General features: G+C 71.6%; 24 protein-coding genes. 8 read left to right on the top strand and 16 right to left on the bottom strand.

Features of this window, described 5'->3' with window-relative positions; genetic code table 11:
- Window positions 1–12: 12 nt before the first annotated feature.
- On the bottom strand, window positions 13–576 hold the full coding sequence (locus tag P5G50_RS04565; RefSeq protein WP_301210106.1) for a TetR/AcrR family transcriptional regulator: 564 nt from the start codon (window positions 574–576) through the stop codon (window positions 13–15).
- Window positions 577–682: 106 nt separating this feature from the next.
- On the opposite strand from P5G50_RS04565, the gene P5G50_RS04560 reads away from it, so the two are divergent.
- Entirely contained in the window at window positions 683–1,603 is a 921-nt protein-coding gene (locus P5G50_RS04560) for an SDR family oxidoreductase (RefSeq protein ID WP_301210105.1), read from the top strand.
- A gap of 15 nt (window positions 1,604–1,618) precedes the next feature.
- Here P5G50_RS04560 and P5G50_RS04555 read toward each other — a convergent pair whose 3' ends face one another.
- Window positions 1,619–1,876 (bottom strand): hypothetical protein, encoded by a 258-nt coding sequence (locus P5G50_RS04555; protein ID WP_301210104.1) that lies wholly within the window; start codon window positions 1,874–1,876, stop codon window positions 1,619–1,621.
- Between the two features lie 312 nt (window positions 1,877–2,188).
- The gene (locus P5G50_RS04550) at window positions 2,189–2,965 is read right to left on the bottom strand and encodes a hypothetical protein (RefSeq protein ID WP_301210103.1); all 777 of its coding nucleotides are present in this window, start codon (window positions 2,963–2,965) and stop codon (window positions 2,189–2,191) included.
- 161 nt (window positions 2,966–3,126) lie between these two features.
- On the opposite strand from P5G50_RS04550, the gene P5G50_RS04545 reads away from it, so the two are divergent.
- Window positions 3,127–4,098, top strand: a complete 972-nt coding sequence (locus P5G50_RS04545; protein ID WP_301210101.1) for an aldo/keto reductase — start codon at window positions 3,127–3,129, stop codon at window positions 4,096–4,098.
- A gap of 14 nt (window positions 4,099–4,112) precedes the next feature.
- Entirely contained in the window at window positions 4,113–4,973 is an 861-nt protein-coding gene (locus tag P5G50_RS04540) for an aldo/keto reductase (protein ID WP_301210099.1), read from the top strand.
- Window positions 4,974–4,991: 18 nt separating this feature from the next.
- Here P5G50_RS04540 and P5G50_RS04535 read toward each other — a convergent pair whose 3' ends face one another.
- From P5G50_RS04535 to ddaH, 11 genes are all read right to left on the bottom strand, one after another.
- Window positions 4,992–6,617 carry a beta-N-acetylhexosaminidase gene (locus tag P5G50_RS04535; RefSeq protein WP_301210097.1) on the bottom strand — a complete coding sequence of 542 codons (1,626 nt, stop codon included), beginning with the start codon at window positions 6,615–6,617 and terminating at the stop codon, window positions 4,992–4,994.
- On the bottom strand, window positions 6,614–7,501 hold the full coding sequence (locus P5G50_RS04530) for a MurR/RpiR family transcriptional regulator (protein WP_301210095.1): 888 nt from the start codon (window positions 7,499–7,501) through the stop codon (window positions 6,614–6,616). The genes P5G50_RS04535 and P5G50_RS04530 overlap by 4 nt, the downstream gene beginning before the upstream one ends.
- Window positions 7,491–8,483 (bottom strand): N-acetylmuramic acid 6-phosphate etherase, encoded by a 993-nt coding sequence (gene murQ, locus P5G50_RS04525; RefSeq protein ID WP_301210093.1) that lies wholly within the window; start codon window positions 8,481–8,483, stop codon window positions 7,491–7,493. The genes P5G50_RS04530 and murQ overlap by 11 nt, the downstream gene beginning before the upstream one ends.
- Entirely contained in the window at window positions 8,480–9,787 is a 1,308-nt protein-coding gene (locus P5G50_RS04520) for an anhydro-N-acetylmuramic acid kinase (protein WP_301210091.1), read from the bottom strand. Before P5G50_RS04520 ends, murQ begins: the two co-directional genes overlap by 4 nt.
- Window positions 9,784–10,611, bottom strand: coding sequence for a carbohydrate ABC transporter permease (locus P5G50_RS04515; RefSeq protein ID WP_301210089.1), 828 nt, complete (start codon window positions 10,609–10,611; stop codon window positions 9,784–9,786). Before P5G50_RS04515 ends, P5G50_RS04520 begins: the two co-directional genes overlap by 4 nt.
- The gene (locus tag P5G50_RS04510; RefSeq protein WP_301210087.1) at window positions 10,608–11,588 is read right to left on the bottom strand and encodes a carbohydrate ABC transporter permease; all 981 of its coding nucleotides are present in this window, start codon (window positions 11,586–11,588) and stop codon (window positions 10,608–10,610) included. The genes P5G50_RS04515 and P5G50_RS04510 overlap by 4 nt, the downstream gene beginning before the upstream one ends.
- Window positions 11,589–11,592: 4 nt before the next feature.
- The gene (locus tag P5G50_RS04505) at window positions 11,593–12,888 is read right to left on the bottom strand and encodes a sugar ABC transporter substrate-binding protein (protein WP_301210086.1); all 1,296 of its coding nucleotides are present in this window, start codon (window positions 12,886–12,888) and stop codon (window positions 11,593–11,595) included.
- A gap of 175 nt (window positions 12,889–13,063) precedes the next feature.
- Window positions 13,064–13,711: an MOSC domain-containing protein gene (locus P5G50_RS04500; RefSeq protein ID WP_301210085.1), complete on the bottom strand. Its 648-nt coding sequence runs from the start codon at window positions 13,709–13,711 to the stop codon at window positions 13,064–13,066.
- Window positions 13,712–13,742: 31 nt separating this feature from the next.
- Window positions 13,743–15,218: a peptide MFS transporter gene (locus tag P5G50_RS04495; protein WP_301210084.1), complete on the bottom strand. Its 1,476-nt coding sequence runs from the start codon at window positions 15,216–15,218 to the stop codon at window positions 13,743–13,745.
- A gap of 40 nt (window positions 15,219–15,258) precedes the next feature.
- Complete coding sequence (rocD, locus tag P5G50_RS04490) at window positions 15,259–16,512, bottom strand: ornithine--oxo-acid transaminase (protein ID WP_301210083.1); 1,254 nt, start codon at window positions 16,510–16,512, stop codon at window positions 15,259–15,261.
- Window positions 16,509–17,399: a dimethylargininase gene (ddaH, locus tag P5G50_RS04485; RefSeq protein ID WP_301210081.1), complete on the bottom strand. Its 891-nt coding sequence runs from the start codon at window positions 17,397–17,399 to the stop codon at window positions 16,509–16,511. Before ddaH ends, rocD begins: the two co-directional genes overlap by 4 nt.
- A 113-nt stretch (window positions 17,400–17,512) precedes the next feature.
- Between ddaH and P5G50_RS04480 the strand changes: the two genes are divergently transcribed.
- The 5 genes from P5G50_RS04480 (at window position 17,513) to P5G50_RS04460 (ending at window position 21,191) form a co-directional block, all read left to right on the top strand.
- Window positions 17,513–17,950, top strand: a complete 438-nt coding sequence (locus P5G50_RS04480) for an Lrp/AsnC family transcriptional regulator (protein ID WP_018189220.1) — start codon at window positions 17,513–17,515, stop codon at window positions 17,948–17,950.
- A gap of 74 nt (window positions 17,951–18,024) precedes the next feature.
- Window positions 18,025–18,450 (top strand): SRPBCC family protein, encoded by a 426-nt coding sequence (locus P5G50_RS04475; protein WP_301210078.1) that lies wholly within the window; start codon window positions 18,025–18,027, stop codon window positions 18,448–18,450.
- 103 nt (window positions 18,451–18,553) lie between these two features.
- The gene (locus tag P5G50_RS04470) at window positions 18,554–19,354 is read left to right on the top strand and encodes a response regulator transcription factor (RefSeq protein ID WP_301210076.1); all 801 of its coding nucleotides are present in this window, start codon (window positions 18,554–18,556) and stop codon (window positions 19,352–19,354) included.
- On the top strand, window positions 19,351–20,778 hold the full coding sequence (locus tag P5G50_RS04465; protein ID WP_301210074.1) for a sensor histidine kinase: 1,428 nt from the start codon (window positions 19,351–19,353) through the stop codon (window positions 20,776–20,778). The genes P5G50_RS04470 and P5G50_RS04465 overlap by 4 nt, the downstream gene beginning before the upstream one ends.
- Before the next feature lie 14 nt (window positions 20,779–20,792).
- A complete protein-coding gene (locus P5G50_RS04460; protein WP_301210072.1) occupies window positions 20,793–21,191 on the top strand; it encodes a hypothetical protein in 399 nt (132 codons plus the stop codon).
- On the opposite strand, the gene P5G50_RS04455 is transcribed toward P5G50_RS04460, so the two are convergent.
- Both P5G50_RS04455 and P5G50_RS04450 read right to left on the bottom strand, forming a co-directional pair.
- Window positions 21,188–22,057 carry an aldo/keto reductase gene (locus tag P5G50_RS04455; protein WP_301210071.1) on the bottom strand — a complete coding sequence of 290 codons (870 nt, stop codon included), beginning with the start codon at window positions 22,055–22,057 and terminating at the stop codon, window positions 21,188–21,190. The two genes, P5G50_RS04460 and P5G50_RS04455, sit on opposite strands and share 4 nt — an antisense overlap.
- 22 nt (window positions 22,058–22,079) lie before the next feature.
- Window positions 22,080–25,772 carry a proline dehydrogenase family protein gene (locus tag P5G50_RS04450; RefSeq protein ID WP_301210070.1) on the bottom strand — a complete coding sequence of 1,231 codons (3,693 nt, stop codon included), beginning with the start codon at window positions 25,770–25,772 and terminating at the stop codon, window positions 22,080–22,082.
- Window positions 25,773–25,797 lie beyond the last annotated feature (25 nt).

Below are 25,797 nucleotides of genomic sequence, written 5' to 3'. Positions count from 1 at the left end.
CGGTGGCGCTCGTCAGCCCACCGCCAGCTCCCGCAGATCGCGCAGGTGCGCATGGACGCGCTGCGCGATCGTCTGCGGGTCGTCGTCGGCGATCCAGCCGGCGAACGCCATCTTGAACGCCGCCACCCCGGCCTCCGCCGCCAGGGTGGCCGCGGGCTCCGGCACGCCCTTCTCGCGCATCGCCGTCGCGCAGTCGTCGGCGAGCGTCGACAGCTTGAGCAGTTCGCGCTCCTGGAGGCTGGGGGTCGCCGCGATGACCTGCGCGCGCGCCCGCGCCCACGGCCTCCGCTCCTCCAGGAAGGCGCCGGCCGCAGCCATGCCCGCCTCCGCGCGCTGCAACGGCGAGAGCCCCGGCGCCGAGTCCGCGATGGCCGCGACGGCCGCCGCGCCCATCGCGTTCGTGCGGTCGAACAGCACCTCGCGCTTGTCGGAGAAGTGGCGGAAGAACGTGCGCTCGGTCACGCCCGCACGCGCGGCGATGTCGGCGACGGAGGTGCGGTCGTAGCCGCGCTCGGCGTACAGCTCCAGCGCGGCGACGGAGAGGCGCCCCTGTGCGTCCGGCTGCCAGCGTCCCATGCGGGCCAGTCTACCGGGGTGCAGACACTCTGATGACAGTTGCTGACATCAGTGCTACGCTTCCGCTGATGTCACATCCTGACATCACCGCTCGAAAGGACCGCACATGCGCATCTTCGTCACCGGAGCCTCCGGCTGGATCGGCTCGGCCGCCGTCCCGGAGCTCCTCGCCGCCGGCCACGAGGTGGCCGGCCTCGCCCGCTCCGACACCTCCGCCGACGCCCTCCTCGCCGCAGGCGCCCGCGTCCACCGAGGCAGCCTGGACGACCTCGACAGCCTCCGCTCGGGAGCGGAGGAGGCGGACGGCGTCCTCCACCTCGCCTTCAAGCACGACTTCGACGCCTACGCGTCGTCGGGCCTCGCCGAGCGCGCCGCCGTCGAGACGATGCTGGGCGCGCTGGAGGGCACCGACAAGCCATTCCTCTTCGCCTCCGGCCTCGCCCTGCTCGCCGCAGGCAGGATCGCGACCGAGCGCGACGCCTCGCCGTTCTCGGGACCGGAATCGCCCCGCGGTGGAGCCGAGCAGCTCGCGCTCTCGGCGGCCGACCGCGGCGTGCGCCCCGTCGCGCTGCGCTTCGCCCCGACCGTGCACGGCGCGGGCGACCACGGCTTCACCGCCGTCCTCGCGGACATCGCGCGACGCACCGGCGTTGCGGGCTACGTCGGAGACGGGAGCAACCGTTGGCCGGCCGTGCACCGCTCCGACGCGGGCCGGCTGATCGCCCTCGCGATGGACGAGGCGCTCGCGGGCGCGCCGGCGCTCCCGGTTGTGCACGCCGTCGCCGAGGAGGGCCTCCCGACCCGCGCGATCGCCGCGGCGCTCGGTGAAGCGCTCGGGGTACCCACCGCCTCCATCCCCGCCGAGGAGGCAGCCGACCACTTCGGCTGGCTCGGCGCGTTCTTCAGCGCCGACATCCCCGCCTCCAGCGCCCTCACCCGCGAGCGGCTGGGATGGACCCCGAGCGGCCCCACGCTGTTCGAGGACATCGCGGCGGGGGCGTACTCCGCCGCACCCGTGTCGCGGTAGCCGTCTGGGGCTGCGTCAGTCGCGCTCGGCCGGCGCCTCGTCGACGACGGTTGCCGTCGAAGTCGGGCGCGGCCGATGCGCGACGACGAACGCCGCGATCAGGACCGCCGCGGCGATGATCCCGGCCAACGCGAGCGCCGAGGCGAAGATCGACTGGCGCAGGCGGGCGCCGTTACAGGGTGCGGCGTCGACGATGGGACCGTCGCACACCGCGATCCGCCCGAGGTCCGCCAGCCCGAAGCCGATGGCTATGAGGACGACGGCCGCGACCACTCCGAGGAAAATTAGCCAACCTACACGCACGAGTACCGCCCATTGGGCTTGAAGGCAGTCAGCATCGCACTGGTTCTCACTTCCGTTTTCAACTTCGAGCCGAAGGACGAGACACCGTAGATCCGGGTTTTCCGAATCTGGTACGTCTTCTTCGTGGCTTGTGCATAGAGCGTTGCCCTGCCGGGGCCCTTGCTGACCCCGCACTTGATCGATAGTTCGGTGCTCGCGCCGGCGCTGATGCCGATGGAGCTCCCGACGGTTGCCGCCGAGGCATTCAGAGCCGTTTGGACGGTCGCCGATGCCACATAGGTCCTACTCACGCTGCACGACGTTCGCACAGCCGCGGTGCAAGAGTTGAAACTTCCATCGCGTCTGCACCCCGCGATTCACCACATTGATCACCTGGGTGGTGGTGCGGTCGATGTAGATCGCCGGGTCCGCCGTCACCGGAAAAGCGGTCCGCGGCGTGAAGTCGACCACCTGGGTGAAGGAGCGTCCCGAGACCTCGTAGTGCGTCGGGACGGCACCTCCCCGCGCATCCTTGGCCCACGGCGCGTCGACGTGGAGCACCGCCGCATCCGGAGCCCCGCCGAACGACTCGACGCCACCGCCGGGGGTCGACCGCAGGGATGCACCCACTGGGAGCGCCATCGCGTAGAGATACCGCTTCGGCGCCGTGGGACGGTCGATGACCGTGTTGATCTGCACGCTGCCGTTGCGGCGGATCACCGGAACCGTGGAGGAGCCGTTGTTGTTGTCGTAGACGACCACCCCCGGCAGCGCGGACGCGGTCGCGTCGTCGGCTCTCTGGGCGAACGGAAGACCGATGGTCAGGCCGGGCGTCTCCCCGCCGAGCCGGATGCCGGCGGCCGCATCCGCGGGGACGACGACGGTCCCGGCCTCGGTCGCGGCGGTCGCCGCTGCTGCAGCGTCCGCACCGTTCGTTCCGCCGATCGCCGCCGCGACGGCTTCCGGAGCGACCTGTTGAATGGCCGCGACGGCCTCCGCCGCGTTCACCGCCTCGGCATCAGCCGGGGCGAAGCCGGAGAGGAGCCCGCAGGCTAGTCCCCCTACAGCCAGCGCTGCCACCGTCGCGGCACCTCGTTCCAAGCGCGTTGGGGCGCCCTCATCTCTTCGTCGAGCTTTCACGAGAAGCACCTTACCGTTAATATTTCATACGCAAGTGCACCTTCGCACATTTCCTCCCGCCACCCGTTGGCCTTTCCCCGCCCCGGGGGGATGCTGACGCCATGGAGTACACGCATCTCGGCCGTTCCGGCCTGAAGGTCTCGCGTCTCGTCCTCGGCACCATGAACTTCGGGCCGCAGACGAGCGCGGAGGATTCGCACGCGATCATGGACGCCGCCCACGAGGCGGGTATCAACTACTTCGACACCGCCAATGCTTACGGCCAGCACCTCGGCAAGGGTGCGACCGAGTCGATCATCGGCGACTGGTTCGCGAGGGGAGGCGGCCGCCGCGAGCGCACCGTGCTCGCGACCAAGCTGTACGGCGACATGGGCGACTGGCCCAACGAGGGGAGGCTGTCGGCGCTGAACATCCGCCGCGCGCTCGACGCCAGCCTCCAGCGGCTCAAGACCGACTACATCGACATCTACCAGTTCCACCACATCGACCGGGACACCCCCTGGGAGGAGATCTGGCAGGCGATGGAGGTCGCCGTCGCCCAGGGCAAGATCCTCTACGCCGGTTCGAGCAACTTCGCCGGCTGGCACATCGCGACGGCGCAGGCGGAGGCGCGTAAGCGCAACTTCGTCGGCCTGGTCAGCGAGCAGTCGATCTACAACCTCCTCACCCGCCAGGTCGAGCTGGAGGTGCTGCCCGCCGCGCAGGCGAACGGCGTCGGCGTGATCGCCTGGTCGCCGCTGCAGGGCGGGCTGCTCGGCGGAGTCGTCCGCAAGCAGAACGAGGGCAAGCGCCGCCTGGAGGGCCGAGCCGCCGAGACGCTCGAGAAGCACCGCGACGCGATCGAGGCGTACGAGGACTTCGCCGCCGAGCTCGGCCACGAGCCCGGCGACATCACGCTGGCCTGGCTGCTGACCCGGCCGGGCGTCACTGGCCCGATCATCGGCCCGCGCACGATGGAGCAGCTGGAGGGCGGCCTCCGCGCGCTCGACGTGACGCTCGACGACGCGGCGCTGCAGCGGTTGGACGAGATCTTCCCCGGGCACCGCACGGCGCCCGAGGACTACGCATGGTGAGTGGAGGAGACCACATGAAGACGCGCAGGATCGGAGACGTCGAGGTCAGCGCCATCGGCCTGGGCGGCATGCCCATGTCCATCGAGGGCCGCCCGGACCGCGAGCGCTCGCTGCGGACCATCCACGCCGCCCTCGACGCGGGCGCCACCTTCATCGACACCGCCGACGCCTACCATCTGCACGCGGACGAGACCGGCCACAACGAGGAGCTCATCGCGGAGGCGCTGCGCACCTGGGGCGGCGACGCCTCCACCGTGCTGGTCGCCACCAAAGGCGGGCACCTGCGGCCGGGCGACGGCAGCTGGACGGTGCACGGGCGGCCGGACTACCTCAAGGAAGCGGCGAAGGCTTCGCTGCGCCGGCTCGGGGGCGACGCGATCGGGCTGTTCCAATTCCACCGTCCCGACCCGGACGTGCCGTACGCGGAGTCCGTCGGCGCGCTGCGCGACCTGCTCGACGAGGGCGTGATCCGCATGGCGGGCATCTCGAACGCGGACCAGGACCAGATCCGGGAGGCGCAGGAGGTGCTCGGCGGGCGGCTCGTGTCGGTGCAGAACCAGTTCTCGCCGGCCTTCCGGTCGAGCGAGCCGGAGCTTCGGCTCACGGAGGAGCTGGGCATCGCGTTCCTGCCGTGGAGCCCGCTCGGTGGCATCACGAACGCGGCCGAGCTGGGTGACCGGTTCGAGCCGTTCGCCGACATCGCGTCGGCGCGCGGCATCAGCCCGCAGGTCGTCGCGCTGGCCTGGCACCTGGCGCAGGCGCCGAACGTCATCCCGATCCCGGGGTCGTCGCGACCGGAGACCATCCGTGACTCCCTCACGGCGGTGGATGTCGAGCTGACCCCCGAGGAGCTGGAGCGCCTGAACGCGGCCTGACCCCCGTCCGCAGCGCCGTCAGCGCAGCGACGCCGTCAGCGCGGCGACCTCGGCGGCGCGCTCCTCGGCTGTGACGGGCCGGCCCGGGATGCCCGGGCGGGTCTGCCACGGCCGGGGGCCGTCCGCCGGGCGGTACTCGACGCCGAGCGCGTCGAGGCGCGCGAGGTGCCGGTCGAGCCGCTCGGCGAACGCGTCCGCGTCGCGCTCGCCGGCCGTCCAGAGCGCCTCGGCCAGCGCGCACAGCCGAGGGAAGGCGAAGTAGTCCAGCGTCCGCGGCGAGTCGATGTACTCCGTCCACAGGTTGCCCTGCGCGCCGAGCACGTGCCCCCGCTCCTGCTCTGTCAGCCCCGCGGGCACCGGGTCGTACTTATAGACGTCGCGCACGGTGATCGGCACGATCAGCGGGATCGGCTCGTCCGGGGAGTCGGACTGCCGGTAGTTCAGGTAGAGCGTGCTGTCGGGGCAGAGCACCACGTCGTGGCCGGCCCGCGCCGCCGCCACCGCCCCGCTCTCGCCGCGCCAGCTGGCGACCGTCGCGCCGGGGGCGAGGCCGCCCTCCAGGATCTCGTCCCACCCGTACGAGCGGCGTCCCCGGGAGGCGAGGTGCGCGTCGAGCCGGCGCACGAACCAGCTCTGGCCCTCCTCCGGTGTCGCCGCGCCCAGCTCGCGCAGCCGCTCCTGGGTGCGCGGGTCGGCGATCCACTGGTCCTTGACGCACTCGTCGCCGCCGATGCCGATGTACGCGGACGGGAAGATGTCGAGCACCTCGTCGAGCACGTCGCAGTAGAAGGCGACCGTCGACTCCTCCAGGTTCACCACGTTCGGGATGATGCCCCAGCGGGTACCGACCTCGAGCCTGCGGTCGCCGACGCCCAGGGCCGGATAGGCGGCGATCGCGGCCTGCGCGTGGCCGGGGCCCTCGATCTCCGGCACGACGGTGACCCCGCGGGCAGCGGCGTAGGCGACGAGCTCGCGGAGGTCGTCCTTGCTGTAGAAGCCGCCGTGCGGGCGGCCGTCGCCGGGAGCGTCACGCCCGAAGCCGACCTGCGACTCGCGGCGCCAGCCGCCCACCTCGGTCAGCAGCGGATACCGGTCCACCGGGAAGCGCCAGCCCTGGTCGTCGGTGAGGTGCAGCTGCAGCACGTTGAGGCGGTGTGCGGCGAGCAGGTCGACGAAGCGCAGCACCTCACGCAGGGGCAGGAAGTGCCGGGCCACGTCGAGCAGCGCGCCGCGCCAGCGGTACGCGGGCCGGTCCGCCACCTCGCACGCCGGGGCCGCCCAGCGAGTGCTGGCAACGGGCGCGCTGCGGTACACCACGGGCGGCAGGAGCTGGAGGAGGGTCTGCGCGCCGTGCGCGACGCCGGCGGTCGCGCCTCCCGTGATCCGGACACCGCCCGGCGCTACCGACAGGCGGTACTCCTCGTCGGCGAGAACCGGGTCGACGGCGAGCTCCACGCCGGGAGCCTCCGGTTCGGAGCCGTCGAGCGCGAGGCCGCTCGCGGCGCGCAAGCGGGCCGAGAGCCAGGCCAGCACCGGCGCTCCCCCGGCATCCGCGCGAAGGCGCGCGCCCGCGCGCAGGACGAACTCACCGGCCGCGTCGCGCACCTCTGCGGGACGCGGCAGCAGGAGGTCGGCCGCCGTCATCGCTCCGGCGCCGACGGCCGCGCGGGCCGCTGCGCGCTCACGGCCTCGTAGGTGAGCCGTAGCGCCTCGGTCACGCGGTCGGAGAGCTGCTGCGCGACGCGCACGAAGAGGAAGTCGACCAGTGCGAGCTGCGCTATCCGGCTCACCATCGCCCCGGAACGGAACCGGCTCTCGCGCGCCTGGGTCGTGAGCACGTGGTCGCTGACCTCGGTCAGCGTGGAGGCGGGGAAGTTCGTGATCGCGACCGTCGTCGCGCCTGCGGCATGGGCCACCGACAGCGCGTGCGTGGTCTCGATGGTCTCGCCCGAGTGCGAGATGCCGATCGCGACGTTGCCCGGCCGCTGCAGCGCCGCCGACGCGAGGGCGAGATGGGAGTCGGGAGAGCAGAAGGCGGTCAGCCCGATGCGGGAGAGCTTCTGCTGCAGGTCCTGGGCGGTGAGGCCGCTCGAGCCGGAGCCGTAGACGTCGATCCGCGGAGCCGCGACGATCGCGGCGACGACCCGATCCAGCTCCTCGACGTCGAGACTCTTCGCGGTGCTCTCGATGGCGGTCGCCTCCTGGTAGGCGATCTTGGCGACGACCTCGCGCGCGTCGTCGCCCGGGTCGATCTCGCTCTGCGTCAGCGCGAACCGCTCGCGCTCCGCCTCCTCGCGGCTCGTCGCCGCCGCCACGGCCAGCCGGAACTGGCGGTAGCCGGTGTAGCCGATGCCCTGGCAGAACCGCGCGATCGTGGCCTCGGAGGCGCCGCAGATCGCCGACAGCTCCGAGATGGTCAGTTCGACGACGCGCTCGGGGTTCGCCAGGATCACCTCGGCGATCCGCGCCTCCGTCGTGCTCAGCTTCGGCACGGCCTGGCGGACCGCGCCGAGCACATCAGCCCGCACGGACCGCTCCCGCCTGCGTCATCGCCTCTCCCGCGTGCGCCGCGGCAACGGCCTCGCGCAGGCGTCCGCCGTGGGCGGCGAGCAACGCCACCGCCGCGTCGACGTCGAGGGTGGTCTCGCTCATCAGGATCGCCGCCTTCATCCGTCCGCCTGCCGCATCGAGGGCCGCCGCGGCCGTCCCGGGGTCGGCACCCGTCGCCAGCATAACGGTGCGCTCGGAGCGGGCCCGCAGCTTCGCGTTCGTCGCACGGAGGTCGACCATCAGGTTGCCGTAGACCTTGCCGAGCCGCACCATCGCGATGGTGCTGAGCATGTTGAGCACCATCTTCTGCGCGGTCCCCGCCTTCAGCCGGGTGGAGCCGGTGAGCACCTCCGGGCCGACCACCACCTCGATGCCCGCCTCGGCGGCCGCGGCGAGCGGCGACGCGGCGTTGCAGGCGAGGCCGACGGTGAACGCACCGGCCGCGCGGGCCTCGGCGACGACGCCGAGCACGTACGGGGTGCGGCCGGATGCCGAGATGCCGACGACCGCGTCATCGGGCCCGACCTGAAGGTCGCGCACTGCGCCGCGCCCTGCCTCCTCGTCGTCCTCGGCGTCCTCGACGGCGCTCCGCAGCGCGGTGTCGCCGCCCGCGATGACGCCGACGACCAGCTCGGGAGGGGCGCCGAAGGTCGGCGGGATCTCGCTCGCGTCGAGCACGCCGAGCCTCCCGGCGGTTCCGGCTCCGAAGTACAGCAGCCGGCCGCCGCGGGCCAGGCGCTCCGCGATGCCGGTCGCGGCGACGACGATCGCCGCGCTCTCGCGCTCGACCGCGGCCGGGACCTCGGCGTCGGCCGCGGTCATGGCGGCGACCAGCTGCTCGACCGACAGCATGTCGAGGTCGCGCGTGCGCTCGCTCACCGCCTCCGTGGCGAGGCCGCCCAGCTCATCCCGCAGCGCGGCGATGGTCTGCTGGTCACTCGTGGTCTGTCGCTCGCTCACGCGTGCGCCTCCTCTGCGGTCGCGGCGACGGGGGCGGGGGTCTCGACCCGCGAAGCCTCGGCTTGTGGGGCCTCCACCCGCAGCCCGGAGACGCCGGTCAGCGCACGCCCGGTGCTCGGGGCGAGCGGCCGGCCCATGGCCGGCGTCAGCCGCCCGAGGACGCGCGCCCTCCCCGCCGGTGTACCGGGCAGCTCGGCGGGCACGCCGTGCCAGCTCAGCCAACCGACCAGTGCGAACAGCAGCGACTCCTTGTGGTCGGCGGGCACGCCCAGCGCGTCGCTCGTCACGACCGAGGTGTCGTGGGGCGCGAGCGCAGCCTCCAGGGCCCGCATCAGCGCCGGGTTGTGCACGCCGCCGCCCGAGGCGATGAGCATGGCCGGCGCAGGGCCGACCGCCAGCACGGCGTCGGCGACGGTCCGCGCGGTGAGGGCGGTGAGCGTCGCGATCAGATCCTCGGTGGAGGGGCGGAGGCCGGACGCCGCGAGCGCGCGGTCGACGACCGCGAGGTCGAACGTCTCCCGGCCCGTGCTCTTGGGCGGCGCGGCGGAGAAGTACGGATGCGTCAGCAGCGCCCCGAGCAGGGCCTCCCGCACCCGGCCCGCGTGAGCGAGCCGTCCGTCGGTGTCCTGCGTCCGCTCGCCTCCCGTCGCCCGCGCCACCACGGCGTCGATGAGCCCGTTGGCCGGGCCGCTGTCGAAGGCGACGGCGGTGCCGCCCGGTGCCACGACCTGCACATTGGCGATGCCGCCGAGGTTGACGGTGGCGATCGGCCGTCGGGCGGCTGCCGCCTCCCCCGCCAGCCAGGCGCGGTCGAACAACCCCATCAAGGGTGCGCCCTCGCCGCCGGCCGCGATGTCGGCCGAGCGGACGTCCGACAGGACGGGGACGCCGAGCCGCTCGGCGATCCACGCCGGCTGCCCGATCTGCAGGGTGCCGCGCGCGTGACCGCTCTCGACCCAATGGTGCAGCGTCTGGCCGTGCGAGACGACGAGGTCGGGATCGGCTGCGCCTCCGGGCAGCCCACGCACCGCCTCCACCGCATCCGCGGCGGCGCGCGCGAACTCCTGGCCGGCCAGCGCGTCGAGCCGGCAGAAGCTCTCGGGCGTCATCGGCTCACCGGCGACGGCAGCGAGCAGCTCGGCGCGCAGAGCCGCCGGCCAGGCGACCGTGCGCGCGAGCAGCGGCCGCAGCGAGAGGGTGGGCCGCTCGGCGGAGGCGCCCGGTGCGTCGACCGGCGCCACGTCGACCACCGCCACGTCGATGCCGTCGACGCTGGTGCCGGACTGCAGCGAGACGATCCTCATCCCTTGACGGCTCCCGCCACCAGGCCGCTCGAGAGCCGGCGCTGCACGAGCACGAAGAACACCATCACCGGGATGGTGATGATCGTGGAGGCCGCCATCACGTAGCCCCACTCGTTGGTGTGCTCGCCGAAGAACTGCTTGAGACCGATGGCCACGGTGTAGTTCTGCGTCGCGCCGCCGAGCAGGGTCATGGCGAAGATGAATTCGTTCCACGCGGTGATGAAGGCGAACACGCTCGTCGCGACAAGACCCGGCATCACGAGCGGGAAGAGCACCGAGCGGAACATCCGCCACCAGCTCGCGCCGTCGAGGTACGCGGCCTCCTCCAGCTCGACAGGAACGGCCGCGACGAAGCCGCGCAGCATCCAGATGCCGAACGGCAGCGACAGCGCCACGTACACGACGATGAGGCCGAGCAGCTGGTTGAGCAGCCCCAGGTCGCGCACCTGCACGAACAGCGGGATGACCAGCGCCTCCAGCGGCACCATCTGCACGGTGAGGATCATGAACAGCATCGCGGTGCGGAAGGTGAACTGGAAGCGCGCCACCGCCACCGAGGCCAGCAGCGCGAGCACCGCGGACAGCACCACGACCGCGACCGCGACGATCGCCGAGTTGCGCAGGAACACGTCGAACCCGCCGGAGGTCAGCACGTACGCGAAATTGTCGAACGTGAACTCCTGCGGCACGAGCGACTGGCCGCCGCTCGAGGCCCGCTTGTCGAAGGCGCTCGACACCATCCAATAGACCGGGAAGAGGGTGAAGACGAGCAGCAGCGCGACGAGCACGCCCCGCACGATCCGGCCCCGCAGCTTGCGGTTCACAGCTTGTCCTCCTTGAGCATGGTGCGGACGTAGACGACCGTGATGGCCAGCAGCACGAGGGTGAGCAGCACCGCGATGGCCGAGCCGAACCCGTAGCGGTTCTGCCCGAACGACTCCACGTACGACCACACGCCGAGGTTGAGCACCTGGCGGTTGGAGCCGGAGCCTCCCGGCATCAGGTAGACCTGCGCGAAGACCTTGAAGTCCCAGATCGTCGACAGGATGATCACGACGGCGAAGACCTGCTTGAGCGACGGCACGATGATCGAGAAGAAGCGCCGCACCGGGCCGGCGCCGTCCATCTCGGCGGCCTCCAGCATCTCCTTCGGAACGCCGAGCAGACCGGCGAGCACGGTGATCGCGACGAACGGGAAGCCGTGGTGGATGATGTTCAGCAGCACGATCGCGTAGAAGCTCACCGGGTTGGTGAACCAGTTGAACGGCTCCTGCATGAGCCCGAGGTTCTTGAGCGTGGCGTTGACGATGCCGTTGTCGGCGTCGAAGATCCAGATCCAGACGTATGTGCCGGTCACCGCGGGCATCGCCCACGCGATCATGATCGCGCTGCCGACGACGGTCCGCCAGGTCGGGCCGAGATTGGCCATGAGGAGCGCCACCAGCGTCCCGAGCACGACCGTCCCCGTCACCGAGAGGACGGCGAACACGACCGTGTTCGGGAGGGCGACCGCCCACAGCGTGGAGTTGGTGAAGACCTCGACGTAGTTCTGGAGGCCGATGAAGTTGGTGCGGCCGCTCACGATCTCGCGCAGGCCGTAGTCCTGCAGCGAGAAGATCACGACGCGCACGAGCGGCCAGAGCAGCAGGCCGGCCAGCACGATCAGCGCGGGCGCGAGCAGCAGCCAGGGGCGGCCGGCGGCGACGAGCCGACGGCGGCGGCGGGAGGGGGTGGAGGGCCCGGCGCCCCGGCCGCGCGACGGGCGCGCGACCGGGGTCTCGGGGCGGACGTCGACCGTCATGCCGTCACTTGTCGTTCAGCAGGCCGGTCATCTCCTTGGCCGCGTCGGACGTGGCCTCGTCGACCGACTTCTGGCCGGAGAGGATCGACTGGATCATGGCGTTGGTGGTCTGCTTCGCCTGCACCGCGCCGAACTGCGGGGTGACCGGCACCGAGGCGCCGCCGTCGACGAGCTGGGTGGCGAACGGCTTCACCAGCGGGTCGTCGGAGTCCATGGTCTTGGTGACCAGCGAGTTGAGGCCCGAGAAGTAGCCGGTCTGCGACGCCCACTCCTCAGCGAACTTCCCGGTCGTCATGAGCTTGACGAAGGCGAACGCCAGGTCCTTGTTCTTCGCGGTGTTGAAGACGCTCAGGTGCGAGCCGCCGAGCACGGACGGGCTGATGCCCTCCTTCTCGCCCGGGATCGGGGTGGCGCCGATCTTGCCCTTCAGCTCCGGCGCCTTCTGCACGATGGTCGCCGGGGTCCAGGAGCCCTGGATCGCCATGGCGACCTTGCCTTGGTTGAAGTTGTCGAGCACGTCGGTCTCCTTCCAGGTGGTCGCACCCGGGGTCGAGAAGCCGTGCTTCGTGGCGAGGCCGGTGTAGAACTCGATGCCCGCGCGCGACTCGGCGCTGTCGAGGCCGGAGGTCCACTTGCCCTTCTTCTCGGTCGCAACCTCGCCGCCCGCGCCCCAGACCCACGGGTAGACGCCGAACTCGGCGTTGCCGGGGACGGCGAACGGGATCATGTCGGGCTTGGCGGCCTTGATCTTCTCGCCGGCGGCGACGATGTCGTCCCAGCTCTTCGGGGCGTCGAGCCCGAGCTCCTGGAACACGTCGGCCCGGTACACGAGCGAGCGGACGCCGGCGTACCAGGGCATGCCGTACAGCTCGCCGTCGTAGGTGCCGGACTCCTTGAGGCCCGCGACCAGGTCCTTCTCGAGGCCCGCCTTCTTCACGTAGTCGCCGATCGGCGCGAGGGCGCCGGCGTCCGCGAACTCGGCGGTCCAGGTGGTGCCGGTCTCGGCGACGTCCGGCGTGGTGTTGCCGGCGATGGAGGTGACGAACCGGTCGTGAGCGTCTGCCCACTGCACGAACTGGACGTCGAGCTTCGCGCCGGTCTCCTTCGTGAACTCGTCTCCGACCTCCTTGAAGAAGGCGGTCGAATCCGGGTTGGTGCCCTGCATGATCCAGACGCTGAGTTTCTGGCCCTTCGCGTCGACCGGGCCCCCGTCGCCGCCGGCCGCGCCGTTGCCGGAGCAGGCCGTGAGGCTCAGAGCGGCGATGGCGAGGGCGGCGAGGGAGAGAGAGCGCTTCTTCATGTGCTGACTCCTTGGTGTACCGGCTTCAACGCCGAAGCCGGGGCGGTTGCGGAACCTGTCCGCGCTGATGAAACTATCTTTCCTATCGAGCCGCTCTGATGCAAGTGATTTCAACACTCGGGCCGTGAAGTGTCCGTTACGGCTCCGTTTCCCGTTTGTTTCCCGACGTCGGGCGTCAGGCGGAGGTGCGCTTGCGGACCGCGGCGATGGACTCGTGCATCTCGCGGACGAGCGTCACGCGCCCCTCCCGCTCCGCCGCCTCCAGCGCGTCGGCCTGCCCGGCGTCCGCCGCGGCGAACCACGACGCGATCGTGACGCCGTGGCCGGGACGCGAGACGACCTCCACCTCGTCGCCCGCGCCGATCGCGCCCGACTTCACGACCGAGAGATACGGCCCGGGGCGCGCGGCCTCGGTGAAGCGGCGCACCCACTGCTCCTCGCCCATGCGGCGCTGGAAGGTCGCGCACGGCGTGCGGGGGCAGGTGACCTCGACGACCAACTGCTCGCCGATCCGCCAGCGCTCGCCGATCTCGGCCGCGTTCACGTCGAGCCCGCCGAGCCGCAGGTTCTCGCCGAACAGGCCCGGCGGGATGTCGCGGCCGAGCTCGCCGGCCCAGAACGCGGCGTCCTCCTCGGCGTAGACGTACAGCGCCTTCGTCGGGCCGCCGTGGTGCTTGCGGTCGGCCTGCACGTCGCCGTGGAGCCCGTACGGCCGCACCTTGAGCCGCCGCGACACCGGCCGCTTGTCGATCGCGGTGACGCCGATGTAGCTGGAGTCGTGCAGCAGCTGGTCGACACGGCAGACGGCGATGACGGAGGCCATCGACCCAGTATGCCGGACAGGCTGGACGGCCCTACCGCACCCCGCGCATCAGCCGCAGCACCCACCGGCTGACCAGGGCCAGCGCGACGCCGACGATCACCGCCACGAGCCCGATGATGCTGAAGTACACCCCTTCGTTGTCGGGCGAGTACAGCTTCGCGAGCTGTCCGGCCATCGCGGTGCCGAGCGCCACCGACAGGAAGTACAGGGCCACCATCTGCGCCTGGAACGGCCGTGGTGCGAGCTTCGTCGACGCCGAGAGCCCGATCGGCGAGATCAGCAGCTCCGCGACCGTGAAGACGAGGAGGATGCCGACGATCGCGAGCACCGGCGTGCTGTTGGCGCCTCCACCCGCCCAGATCAGGAACAGCCAGAACGCGAGCCCCATGAAGACCGTGCCCGCCGCGAACTTGAGCGGCGTCGACGGCTGCTTCTCGCCCCACTTCGTCCAGATCGCCGCGAACACGCCCGACAGCACGATGATGAAGATCGGGTTGATCGACTGCACCCACGAGACCGGGAACTCCCAGCCGAAGATGTCGCGGTTCAGGCGCTTGTCCGAGTAGATCGTCACGACGGTGAACTGCTGCTGGTACAGGGACCAGAAGACCGCGTTGACGATGAACAGCGGGATGAAGGCGACGACGCGGCTGCGCTCGTCGGCGCTGACCAGCCGCGAGCCGAGGATCACCACGAAGTACGCGATGGCCGCCGCCACCACGAGGCCGATCACCCAGAGCGCGATGTTGTCCGCGTTGATCAGGCCGGTGAGGACGAGCACCACGAGTATCACCACCGCCACGATGGCCAGCACGATCATCAGCGGATACCGGCTGCGCGGCAGCGGATGCGGCACCTCCCGCGCCCGGTCCGGCAGGCGCTTGCGGCCGAACGAGTACTGGATGAGGCCGATCGCCATGCCGACCGCTGCGAGCCCGAAGCCCCAGTGGAAGCCGAGCGTCGTCTGCAGCAGGCCGGTCAGCAGCGGCCCGAGGAACGCGCCGAGGTTGATGCCCAGGTAGAACAGCGAGAAGCCCGCGTCGCGCCGCGGGTCGTGCTCGTCGTAGAGGGTGCCGACGATGCGGGTGGCGTTGGCCTTGAGCCCGCCGCTGCCGATCGCGACGCAGATCAGGCCGACGATGACGCCGGTGAACCCGGGCAGCAGTGCGAGCGAGATGTGGCCCGCCATGATGACGACGGCGCTCCAGAACAGGATGCGCTCCGAGCCGAACACCCGGTCGGCGAGCCAGGCGCCCAGGATGGTCGAGAAGTACACCGCGCCGCCGTACGCCCCGACGATGCCGGCGGCGGTCGCCTCCGGCACGCCGAGGCCCCCGCGTTCCGCGCTGTAGTAGAGGTAGATGAGGAGGATGCCCTGCATCCCGTAGAACGAGAACCGCTCCCACATCTCCACGCCGAACACGCTCGCGAGCGGGCGCGGCTGCCCGAAGAAGCCGCGATCGTTGCGCGTGTCGTGCGGCTGCGTCACCTGCTCCGAGTCGCTCATGGCGCACATGGTGCCACCGCGGGCGGCGCGCGGGGAGGGGTCACGCGCTCGCGAGCACGGCCTCCAGCTGGTCAAGCGCCCAGGCCAGATCGGCCTCCTCGACGACGAGCGGAGGCGCGAGCCGGATGGTGGAGCCGTGGGTGTCCTTCGCGAGCACGCCGCGCTCCATCAGCAGCTCGCAGATCCGGCGTCCGGTGCCGAGCGCGGGATCGATGTCGATGCCCGCCCACAGGCCGACGCAGCGCACCGCCTCCACCCCGTGGCCGACCAGGCCCTCGAGCCGCTCGCGCAGGAGGACGCCGAGCGCTGCTGCGCGCGCTTGCGGCTCCCCTGTCGCCAGCATCGCCACCACCGCGCTGCCGATCGCCGCGCCCAGCGGGTTGCCGCCGAAGGTCGAGCCGTGCTCGCCCGGGCGCAGCACGCCGAGCACGGCGGCGTCGCCGACGACCGCCGACACCGGCACGATCCCGCCGCCGAGCGCCTTGCCCAGCAGATACAGGTCGGGCGTCACGCCGGCCAGGTCGCACGCGAACGTCGAACCCGTGCGGCCCAGGCCCGATTGGATCTCGTCCGCGACGAACAGCACCCGGCGCCGGTCGCACAGCTCGCGCACCCCGGCGAGGTAGCCGGGAGGCGGGAGGATGATCCCGGCCTCCCCCTGCACCGGCTCGACCAGCACGGCGACGGAGTCCTCGTCGATCGCCGCCGCGAGCGCCTCCACGTCTCCGTACGGCACGGTACGGAAGCCCGGCGTATACGGACCGAAGTCGTCGCGGGCCTGCGGATCGTCCGAGAAGCCGACGATCGTCGTCGTGCGGCCGTGGAAGTTGCCCGCCATCACGACGATGTTCGCGCGGCCGGCGCCGACGCCCTTGACGCGGTAGCCCCAGGCGCGCGCGACCTTCACCGCCGACTCGACGGCCTCGGCGCCGGTGTTCATCGGGAGGACCAACTCCTTGTGCGCCAGGCGAGCGAGGTCCTCGGCGAAGGGGCCGAGCCGGTCGTTGTGGAAGGCGCGACTGGTGAGGGTGATGCGGTCCAGCTGTGCGCGGGCGGCCTCCAGCAGCACCGGGTTGGAGTGGCCGAAGTTCACCGCGGAGTAGGCGGCGAGGCAGTCGAGGTAGCGGCGGCCCCCGATGTCGGTCACCCAGGCGCCCTCCCCGGAGGCGATGACCACGGGGAGGGGGTGGTAGTTGTGCGCGAGGTGGGCCGCCTCGCGGGCGATGGCCTGCGTCTGCGACTCTGCCTGCGTCTGCGACTCGGTCTGCGCCCCGTCGCCGGTCGTCGTGCTCATCGCGTCTCCTTCGGCTCGGTCCGGCTCCGGCGGAGCTCGAGGGTGCAGCACTTGACGCCGCCCCCGCCCCGCAGCAGCTCGGAGAGGTCGACGCCGATGGGGGTGTAGCCGTGCTCGCGCAGCTGCGCAGCGAACCCGGTGGCGCGCGCGGCGATCACCACGTCACGACCGTTCGAGAAGGCGTTGAGACCGAGCACGGCCGCATCCTCCTCGGCGACGAGGATCGCGTCGGGGAACCGCTCGCGCAGCAGCGTCCGGCTCGGCTCGTCGAAGGCGGAGGGCAGGTACGCGATGTGCTCGTGTCCCGGCGTCTCGTCGAGCACGGTCAGGGCGGTGTCCAGGTGGTAGTAGTCCGGGTGGGTCAGCCGGAGGGTGAGCACGGGCCTGCCCATGATCGCCTCCAGCTCGCGATGGCTGGCGTCGGTGCTGCGGAAGCCGGTGCCCGCCAGGATCGCGTCGCCCACGACGAGGAAGTCCCCCTCCCCCTCGTTCACCTCCGCCGGCTCGACCGTCTCGAACCCGTTGGCGCGGAACCACTCGAGGTACGCGGGGCCCTCCGCCCGTCGCTGCGGGTGGACGAAGCTCGCGCCGTACGCCACGTTGCCCAGCACGAAGCCGCCGTTCGCCGCGTAGACCATGTCGGGCAGGCCGGGGAGCGGGTCGATGAGCTCCACGTCGAAGCCGAGGTCGAGGTAGACGCCGCGCAGCTGCTCCCACTGGCGCACGGCGAGGGCGGTGTCGGTCGGCCGGGCCGGGTCCATCCACGGGTTGATCCGGTAGACGACCGCGAAGTGCTCGGGGCGGCACATCAGCACCGTCCTGTGCCGCGGCGAGCGTACGGCCGCCGCTTCCGGCTCCGGCCGCACATCCTCGTCAGCGATCGACATGCGGCCAGTGTTCTCCTCCCCGCACAGCGAATCCATAGCGATCCCTTGCGTTCAAGCGCAAAATTCAAGCGATACCGGGGTGAATGCGCAACGATCCACCGTATGCTTGCGCCGTGGACAACCTCGATCGCAGCATCCTCGATCTGCTCCGTCAGAACGCGCGCGCCGGCTACGGCGACATCGGCTCGGTGGTCGGGCTGTCCGCCTCCGCCGTCAAGCGCCGCGTCGACCGCCTGGTCGCCGACGGGGTGATCCGCGGCTTCACCATCCAGGTCGACCCGGCGATCGACGGCATGAGCACGGAGGCGTACGTCGAGCTGTTCTGCCGCGGCACGGTGTCGCCGGAGGAGCTGCTCCGCATCCTCTCCGCCGTGCCCGAGGTCGTCGACGCGGGCACGGTGACGGGCAGCGCGGACGCCATCGTCCACATCCGCTCGCGCGACATCCCGAGCCTGGAGGCGGCCCTCGAGAAGGTGCGGCTCGCGCCCAACGTCGACCACACCCGCAGCGCCATCGTGCTGTCCCGGCTCATCAACCGCGGCAACGCCTGACATCTCGCACGGCACCGCGGCCTCCTGTCGCGATCGTTCAAGATCCGCACCGCCATCGGGTGGAGGCTGTGAGCATGAGCGAGACAGCACGCGCCAGCATCCGCATCGACGCCGACCGCTCCGCCGTGTGGCGGGCGCTGACCGACCCCGAGACGATCTCGCGGTTCATGTTCGGCACGAAGGTCGAGACCGACTGGCAGGAGGGCAGCCCGATCGTCTACCGCGGGGAGTGGGAGGGCGCGCCGTACGAGGACCACGGCACGCTGCTCGAGGTGGTGCCGGACGACCGGCTCGTCTCGACCTACTACAGCCCGCTCAGCGGCAAGCCCGACGTCCCCGAGAACTACCAGACGGTCTCGTACCTGCTCTCGACCGAGGGCGACGCGACGCTCGTCACGGTCACGCAGGGCGGCTGCGCCGACGCGGCGGAGGCCGAGCGGATGAGCGGCAACTGGGGCATGACGCTGGAGTCGCTGCGGTCGGTCGTCGAAGGGGGCTGATGCCGCCTTCCGCGCGGAAGCGCTGAGAGAACGTTCAGCGCTCCCCGCACCCGATCACGCCGGATCCGAGCGCCGGCACGGCTGACAGTGGCACGATGGCCCCATGAAGCTGCTCGTTGTCGAAGACGATCCGGACATGGGAGGCCTGGTCCAGCGCGGCCTCGCCGCCGAGGGCTACGACGTCACCCTGGTCACGAACGGCGTGGACGCGATGATCGCGCTGCGCTCGGACGCCTTCGCCGCCGCCGCGATCGACGTGATGCTGCCCGGGATGAGCGGGTTCGAACTGTGCCGGCACATCCGCGAGCAGCAGAACCCGATGCCCATCCTGCTGCTCACCGCCCGCGACGCCATCGAGGACCGCGTGCACGGCCTCGACTCCGGAGCCGACGACTACCTCACCAAGCCGTTCGCGTTCGCCGAGCTGGCCGCCCGCCTGCGCGCCCTGCTGCGCCGGGAGCCCAGCGGGATGCGGCCGCAGGTGAGCGTCGGGAGGCTGACGATCGATTCGCACGAGCACCAGGCGATCGTCTCCGGGCACGAGATGCCGCTCAGCCGCCGCGAGTTCACGCTGCTGCGGCTCTTCGCCACCAACCCCGACAAGACGCTGTCGCGCGCCGACATCCTCGAGTCGGTCTGGGGCACCACCGAGAACATCGGCACCAACGTGATCGACCAGTACGTCTCGTACCTGCGCAAGAAGCTCGACTCGGCCGACGCCGGCCTCTCGATCGTCACCGAGCGCGGCCGGGGGTACCGGCTGGATGCGAAGAACGCGCAGCCAGCGCCGGCGGAGGCCGGTGCCGCTGCCGGTGCCGGTGCGGCGCCTGCCCCTACTGCTGCTAGTGCTGCGGCTGCTGCCGAGCCCGCGTCCGCGGAGGGCCGGGGCGCGTCGCGCTCGTGAACCGGCTGCGCCGGCTGTCGATCACGGCCCGCATCACGATCGGCAGCCTCATCGTGGCGACACTGTTCGGGCTCGTCGCCGTCGTGGTGATCCGCATCGGCGTCGCCGGCATCCTGCACAACGCGACCGTGACCCTCCTGAGCAACGACATCAGCACACCGGAGGAGTCGGTGCGCGAGAACCCCGACGGGCCCTTCGACCTGCCGGGCGGCGGCCAGGAGCTGGCCGTCGTGTCGTCGAGCGGCAAGCTCCTCGCCTCCACCCTCCCGGCCGCGATGGAGCGGCGTATCGCCACGCTGATCCGGCTGGAGGACACCCCGACCGCGTTCCAGCTCGGCGACGACCAGTACCTCGTGATGACGCACACGATCGAGACGACGGCCGGCCCCATCCACATCGTCGCCGCACGCAACGACGAGACGACCGCCCTGATCCTGGACCGTCTCACCGCCGCGCTGCTCATCGGCGCTGCCGTGCTCATCCTCGGCTTCGGCGCCGCGTCGTGGCTGCTGGCACGCGCGGCGCTGCGCCCGGTGAGCAGGATGCGGGAGCAGGCGGAGCGCATCGCCGGCGAGGAGCGCAGTCGCCGCGAGGAGTCCACCGGCCTGCTGACCGTCGGCCCGGCGGAGGACGAGCTGTCGGCCCTCGCCACCACCCTGAACGACCTGATCCGTCGCCTGCGCGCCTCCGCCGAGCGGGAGCGCCAGATGGTGTCGGATGCCAGCCACGAGCTGCGCACGCCCCTCGCTGTGCTCCGCGGGCAGCTGGAGCTGGCGGAGCTGGATGCGGGCGACGCGGAGTCGCTGCTCTCCGACATCCGCTCGTCGCACGCGACCGCGCTGCGGCTGGGCCAGCTGGCGAACAACCTGCTCGAGCTCTCGCGCATCGAGGCCGGCCCGTCGAGCGGCCGGATCGACTGGCGCACCTTCGCGGACGAGCTCACCGACGCCGTCGACCGCGCCCGCCTGCTGGTGAGCAGCGACGACGATGAGGGCCGTATCTCCATCGACTACGACTACGACCCGCGCCGCCGCCCGGACGCGGACGCGCGGGTGGCCCTCTCCCCCACCGACGTCGGCCGCATCCTCGACAACCTGCTCGGCAACGCGATCACCGCGATCCGCTCGGCATCGCTGAAGGAGGCGTCGGTCACGGCGTCCCTGTCGGTCACGGACTCCGACGTGGTCCTGACCGTGCGCGACACCGGCCCCGGAATGCCGGCCGACTTCATCCCGGTCGCTCTGGACCGCTTCACCCGCGCCGACGGCGCCCGCACCTCCCGATCGGGCACGGGAGGCGGCCTCGGCCTCGCCATCGTCGCCGCCCTCGCCGACGCGGCCGGCGGCGGCGTGGTCCTCGCGAACGCGGAGCCGACGGGCCTGGAGGTGACGGTGACGCTGCCGCTCGTGCGGGACGCGGACTAGGCGCGGGGCCGGCTGTGCCGCCGCACACGACTCCGCTCACGCCGCCGCGCCGGAGGTGGCGCACGACGTCGCGCACGACGTCGCGAGGGCTCCGCGCCGCCCTCGGCACGGTGGGGCTGCTCGGGCTGCTGGTCGGCGCGGCGTCGCTTCTGGTCTCGGTCGGCTCCGCCACCACGAACACGTGCTTTCAGGAGGGACCCGCGTCACCGCTCGCCGTCGTCAGCGAAAGCGGTGATACCGTGACGCAGACGCTGAGCTGGTGGCCCCTCGGACGCGCCTGCAAGTGGGACCGTGCGGACGGGAACGGCACGATCACCACCTACAGCGGAACGTGGGCCTCGACGACCCTCGCATACGGCTCCCTCGCGGCGGGAGCAACGCTCCTCACGCTGACGGCGCGCGTACGCCGTTAGTGCCCCGACCGGTCGGAGTCGACGCCCGCGTCGGGGCCCTGGTCGAGGGTGTCGAGGGCGGCCAGGTCGTCGCTGTCGAGCTCGAAGTCGAAGATGGCGAGGTTCTGCGCCATGCGCTCGGGGCTCTTGGACTTCGGGATGGCGACGAGCCCGTTCTGCACGTGCCAGCGGAGGACGATCTGCCCCGGCGTCCTGCCGTGCTTCTCGGCCAGCTCCGCGAGCACCGGAGCGGAGAGCAGGTCGCCGGACCCGCCACCGATCGGACTCCACGACTCGGTCACGATGCCGTGCTCGGCGTCGTACGCCCGCTGCTCGCGCCGCTGGATCGCCGGGCTCAGCTCGATCTGGTTCACGGCGGGCGCGACCCCCGTCTCGGCGATCAACCGGTCGAGGTGCGCCGGCTTGAAGTTGGAGACCCCGATGGCCCGCGCCTTGCCCTGCTCCCGCAGCCGGATGAACGTCTCCCAGGTCGACACGAACTGGTCGCGCGCCGGAAGCGGCCAGTGGATCAGCAGCAGATCCACGTACTCCAGCCCGAGCTTGCGCAGGCTCTCGTCCAGCCCGGCGATCGCCTTGTCGTCACCCTGGAACTGGCCGTCGAGCTTGGTGGTGACGAACCACTCCTCACGCGCGACACCGCTCCCCGCGACACCGCGTCCGACCCCGGTCTCGTTGCCGTACTTGGCGGCGGTGTCGACGTGCCGGTACCCGATCCCGGCCGCCTCGATCACCGCGCGCTCGACCTCGCCGTCGTCGAGAGGCCAGGTACCGAGCCCGACCTGCGGGATGCTGCCACCCGAGTTCAACGGAACGGCCGGCACACCCGACGCGGCAGCAGGAACGGAAGAGCTCTCGGAAGTCGTCATGGGCCTCAGCGTACGCCCGCCCTCAGATCACCCCCTCCGACAGCCGGGTCGGGTTGCCGAACCGGTGGTTCGTGATCGAGATCGCCTGCTCGTGCACGAACGGCAGCACCTCGACCCGCCCCGACGCCGTCACCGGACCCGCGTAGATCGCCACGTCGGGGCTCCCCCCGAGCGCTGCCGCCAGCGCCGCGCGGTCCCCTCCGATGAGCCGGATGCGGTGCGCCGTCACCCGGTGCGACCGGACCCGCGAGAGCCAGTGCGCGTCCGACTCCACGACGACCTCGACCTCCCGGTCTTTGAGCACCTGGTGCACCGCGCGAGGTAGGGGCGTGGCCGTGCTGACGCTGAACCGCGACCGCGCGACCGTCCCCGCCGCCATGATCCGCAGGAGCTCGGGAAGCGTCGCCCCCTCCGACAGGCGGATGGTGACGGGCACCGGCCGGTACCGGAACAGGTTGCGCTCGACGCCCAGCCCGGACACGTCCTTCACCCGGTGATACTCGGTCGCAACGGCGATGGCGTCGCTCAGCGCGGAACGCCGCACCAGGTCGAACGCCGCGTAGTCCATCGACGACTGCCCCGACTCGATCAGCTGCGTCACCCGGGGCTCCAGCCCGCGGAGGTGGAGGCTCCGACTCGACTGCCCCTGCTCCGGCACCCACGAGCCGAGCCCGATCAGGTAGTTCGGGCCTCCGGCCTTGGCCCCGGCGCCGACGGAGGACCGCTTCCAGCCGCCGAACGGCTGCCGCCGCACGATCGCCCCCGTGATGCCCCGGTTGACGTAGAGGTTGCCGGCATCGACGGTATCGAGCCAGAGGGCGAGCTCTTCGGACTCCAGCGAATGCAGGCCGGCCGTCAGCCCGTACTCGACCGCGTTCTGGTAGCGGATAGCCTCTTCGAGGTTCCGCGCGGTCATGATCCCGAGGACCGGCCCGAAGAACTCGGTGAGGTGGAAGTACGACCCCGGCTGCACCCCCGAGCGGATGCCCGGCAGCCACAGCCGCCCGGTCCCATCGAGCGGCTTGGGCTCGACGAGCCACTCCTCCTCGGCCCCGAGCGTCGTGAGCGCGTGCGCCAGCTTGCCCGATGCCGGCTCGATGAGCGGCCCCATCTGGCTCATCGGGTCGCTCGGATAGCCGACCCGCAGGCTGGTCGTCGCATCGATCAGCTGGTTGCGGAACCGCTCCGACCGCGCCATCGACCCGACGAGGATCACCAGGCTCGCCGCCGAGCACTTCTGCCCGGCGTGCCCGAACGCGCTCTTGACGATGTCGGCGACCGCGAGGTCGATGTCGGCGCTGGGCGTGACGATGATCGCGTTCTTGCCGCTGGTCTCGGCGAGCAGCGGGAGGTCGGGCCGCCACGACCGGAACAGCCGCGCTGTGTCGTACGACCCGGTGAGGATCACCCGGTCGACCCGCGGGTCGGCGACCAGCCGCTGACCGAGGTCGTCCTCTGCCACATCGACGAGCCGGAGCAGGTTGTGCGGGATCCCCGCCTCCCACAGCGCCTCCACCATGACGGCACCCGAGCGCCGGGCCTGCGGAGCCGGCTTGATGATGACACCGCTGCCCGCGGCGAGCGCCGCCAGCACCGACCCGGCCGGGATCGCGACCGGGAAGTTCCACGGCGGGGTGACGACCGTGAGCGCCGACGGCACGAACCGCGCCCCCTGCACGGTGTCGAGCTCGCGCGCGAGCGTCGCGTAGTAGTGGGCGAAGTCGACGGCCTCGCTGACCTCGGGGTCGGCCTCCGCGATGGTCTTGCCCGTCTCGGACGCCATCACCTCGATCAACCGGTCGCGGTTCGCCTCGAGCGCCCGCCCGGCCCGGTCGAGCAGCGCGGCCCGCTCGGCTCCGCTGCGGGCTCCCCACTCGACGCCCGCCGCCCGCACCGTCTGGATGGCCGCCTCCAGCCGCCGCGCGTCGGAGATGACCGCCGCGGCGATCGTGGCCGCACCGATATCGGAGTCGGCCGAGCGCGCCAGGATCCGCCGCCCCCACGTGCGGTTCACCGGCAACGATGGGTCGGTGTCCTGCGCGTTCCGGAACTCCGACGGCGCATCCGTTTCTGCCCCGCCCGCCGCCGCAACCGCACCGGCGATATCCAGAGGCGCATCGAGCCCGCTCGACCCGCGCGTCAAGCCCAGCACGACGCTGGTCAGCCCCTCGGCCTCCACCGGCGACGCCTCGTCCGCGTCCGATACCGCAGGCACCGGGGAGCCCGAGGGGACCGGCGGCTCAGACCCCGCCGGCGGCCGCGTCAACGCCGGCTCGGCCTCCTCCCGCTCCCGCGCGCGATCCTGCTGGCGATTCGGCAGCGGAGCCGCGCCGCGCGGCAGCGGGTCGGCCTCCAGCTGCGCCACCGAGGCGAGGAAGCGGTCGCGCTCCCGCTCGAAGGCGGCGGGATCGCTCCCCAGTTCGAACACCGCCGACATGAAGTTCTCGGGGCTGGCGTTCTCCTCCAGCCGGCGCACGAGGTACGAGATGGCCACGTCGAACTCGCGCGGGTCGACCACCGGCGTGTAGAGCAGGAGCTCCCCGACCGTCCGCTTGACGACCTCGGCCTGCGCCGTCGCCATGCCGAGCAGCATCTCGAAGTCGATCCGGTCGGTGACCCCGCGACGCGACGCCAGCAGCCAGGCGTACGCCACGTCGAACAGGTTGTGCCCGGCCACGCCGAGCTTGACCGCGTACGTGTGCTCCGGCGTGAGCGCCCAGTCGAGCACCCGCTTGTAGTTCGCGTCGGTCGACTGCTTGTCACCGTAGGTCGCGAGCGGCCAGCCGTGCAGGGCGGCGTCCACGTGCTCCATCGCGAGGTTGGCGCCCTTCACCAGACGCACCTTGACCGCCGCACCGCCCGCGATCCGCCGGTCCGTCGCCCACTCGGTGAGCGTCTGGAGCGCGTCGAGCGCGTCGGGGAGGTACGCCTGCAGCACGATCCCCGCTTCAAGGTTCATGAGCTGCGGCCGACTGAGCAGGTCCATGAACACGGCGATGGTCAGGTGGAGGTCGCGGTACTCCTCCATGTCGAGGTTGATGAACTTGGGCGTCGGGGAGGCCGCGGCCAGCTCGTAGAGCGGCAGCAGTCGCTCCACCACCCGCTCCACGTTCTCGTCGAAGGCCCACATCGACAGCTGCGGGACGATCGACGACACCTTGATCGAGACGTAGTCCACGTCGTCGCGCGCGAGCAGCGCTCGCGTGCCCTCGAGGCGGCGGGCAGCCTCCTGCTCGCCGAGAACCGCCTCCCCGAGCAGGTTGAGGTTCAGGCGGACGTCGCCGGAGGCGCGCAGCCGGTCGATCGACGGCCCGAGCCGCTCGGGCGTCGCGTCGACCACCAGGTGACCGACCATGCGGCGCAGCACCCGCCGCGCGATCGGCACGACGACCCAGGGCAGCACCGGCCCGAGCACGCCGCCGAGCCAGAGCGCGAAGCGGAGGTACCAGGGCAGGAAGCGCGGGATCGTCTTCGCCACGCGCTGGAGGTTGTAACCCGCCACGAAGAGGTCCTGCGGCCGGGCAACACCGTCGACGAAGCCGACCGCGAACTCCAGCCCGTGCGGGTCGCGCAGCACGCCGGCCAGCCGCTCGGCCGCCGGATCGTCGTGCGCCTCGCCGCGCGCGCTCTCGCCCAGCCAGGTGCGCACGAGCTCGACAGCCTCCTGAGCCAGCTGTGCCGGGCGCGTCTCGACCCCGTCCGTGTGTTCGACCATGCCTCGACTGTATTCGTCCGCCGCA

Origin of the sequence: Leifsonia williamsii (assembly GCF_030433685.1) — a bacterium.
Taxonomy (GTDB): Bacteria; Actinomycetota; Actinomycetes; order Actinomycetales; family Microbacteriaceae; genus Leifsonia; species Leifsonia williamsii.
The sequence above is the reverse complement of the archived record's forward strand: the minus strand, read 5'-3'. Positions and strand labels throughout refer to the sequence as shown.